Annotated in this window: 3 protein-coding genes; all 3 read left to right on the top strand. The window is 29.4% G+C overall.

Annotation, left to right across the window (positions count from 1 at the left end; all coding sequences use genetic code 11):
* The first annotated feature begins 136 nt into the window (after nucleotides 1–136).
* Complete coding sequence (locus tag GOQ24_RS14935; RefSeq protein WP_160340048.1) at nucleotides 137–607, top strand: TIR domain-containing protein; 471 nt, start codon at nucleotides 137–139, stop codon at nucleotides 605–607.
* Entirely contained in the window at nucleotides 601–1,242 is a 642-nt protein-coding gene (locus GOQ24_RS14930; protein WP_074748295.1) for a hypothetical protein, read from the top strand. The genes GOQ24_RS14935 and GOQ24_RS14930 overlap by 7 nt, the downstream gene beginning before the upstream one ends.
* A 19-nt stretch (nucleotides 1,243–1,261) precedes the next feature.
* Nucleotides 1,262–1,947 (top strand): dCTP deaminase domain-containing protein (locus GOQ24_RS14925; RefSeq protein WP_160340047.1); only part of this gene is annotated, 686 nt, incomplete at its 3' end.

Below are 1,947 nucleotides of genomic sequence, written 5' to 3'. Positions count from 1 at the left end.
ATTTAAATCCTTGCCGAGTTCTATGAATAACGCTCCCACTATAAAAAGAGCACTAGATTATTTATATGAGTTGAAAAAAAATTAGTCAAGTATAATATTTTTATTTAATATTAATAAAATCTTTAGTATAAAAAATATGGGTAAAAAACATAACATTTTTATTAGTCATTATTATAAGGATGATGATAAAGTACAAGGTCTAAAAAAAAGATTAATTGATTCAGGATATGATGTTCGTAATTATTCGGTAGACAGTACAAAGCATAAAGATGGACGTACTCCTTCAAAAGCAGTAATTGAACGATATTTAAAAGCTCGAATAGCAGCTTCTAGTACATTTGTTTGTGTTATTGGTGACAAGACTCATACACGTCCTTGGGTTGATTTTGAAATAAAAGAAGCTATTAAACAAGGAAAGAAAATAATAGGAATCTACAACCACGGCGATAAAGATAAGGTAGAAATTCCAGAAGCTTTAAAAGAAATAAACGCAAATATAATAGGTTGGAATTCTGTTGATAAAATTGGAGATTTAATTGAAGAGAGTAACGATAACAGTCCTAATTCAAACAGCACCAATTACGCAATTCAAAGAGTAAAATGTTAAGCGTATATACCTATGTAATTGACCATGATCTAGGTCTCGCTCCTAATCCCTTTTGGGGTTACTGTACTTTAGCCGTTTGTAAACCAAAAATCCGTAAAAGTAAATTATTAAAAATTGGAGATTGGATTGTTGGTACTGGTTCCGTGTCACTTGAAAAAAGGTTAAAAAGACCTACTGGATATTATATTAATAAAGTTATATGTGCTATGGAAGTAAGTGAAATTCTAACTTTTGAAGAGTATTGGAATGATCCAAGGTTTTTTGTAAAAAGACCAAATGTAAACGGTTCATTAGCTCGTATGTATGGAGATAATATTTATTTTCCTATTGATAGTGATTGGGGGCAACTAGATTCAGCACATTCGAATTTTGATGGTTCAATAAACCTTAAACATCTTAAAAAAGATTTAAGTGGTAAAAATGTTTTAATTAGTAATAATTTCTATTATTTTGGAGATAATTTAATAGACGTACCACCCAAATTTACAGAGTTGTTTAAATCTGGTGTCGGTGAAAAGAAAAACCAAACCCCACTAGCGATCGAACTTATTGATTGGATTAAAAAAACACAAACAAAAGGAATTACAGGAGATCCAATTGATTGGATGAACCATATACAAACTACACTTTTTTAAAAAAATTAAATTTTAAACTATGGCATTTTTAGGACCTACTGAATTAAAAAAAATATTATCAAAAAAACGGATAATTACAGATGGTGATGGTAATAACGTTTATAATGAAAAAAGGGTTGAAGAGGCGGCTTATGCACTTTCTCTAGGTAGTGAAGCTTATCGTACTGATAATAAAGATAGAAAAATTGAAATTTTAGATGAAAAATCAAAAACAATTGAAATCAACCCTGGACAATTTACATTGCTAATGACAGATGAATATGTTTGTATCCCAAAGGATAAATTAGCCTTTATTTCAATTAAGGCCAAACAAAAACTAAAAGGTCTAATAAATGTATCAGGATTTCATGTTGACCCAGGATTCGAAGGTAAACTTCTTTTTTCAGTTTATAATGCAGGACCTTCTACTATTACTTTAGAAACTAAGAAACCTTACTTTTTAATTTGGTTTTCAAATCTACAAAGTGAAGCTAGTAATGGTGATGAATATAATACTAATAACCATCATCAAGGACAAAAAAGCATCCCTTTAGATTATGTAGATGTATTAAAACAGGGAGATATTGCTTCACCAAATGAATTATTGAGAAAGATAAAAAGTCAAGAAGAATTTTTAAATAGAATCTTATGGATTACAGGAATCATTACAACTATTTCAATAGGAATTGCCATTAAAATATGGAACGATTCTAGTAACTTTGATAA

This window comes from Myroides sp. LoEW2-1, assembly GCF_009767705.1.
Taxonomy (GTDB): Bacteria; Bacteroidota; Bacteroidia; order Flavobacteriales; family Flavobacteriaceae; genus Flavobacterium; species Flavobacterium album_A.
Note: the sequence above shows the minus strand (reverse complement) of the source record. Positions and strands in the feature narration are given on the sequence as shown.

Coding starts and splice junctions, on each gene's coding strand:
- GOQ24_RS14935 (WP_160340048.1), top strand. CDS start 137: ATGGGTAAAAAACATAACATTTTTATTAGTCATTATTATAAGGATGAT.
- GOQ24_RS14930 (WP_074748295.1), top strand. CDS start 601: ATGTTAAGCGTATATACCTATGTAATTGACCATGATCTAGGTCTCGCT.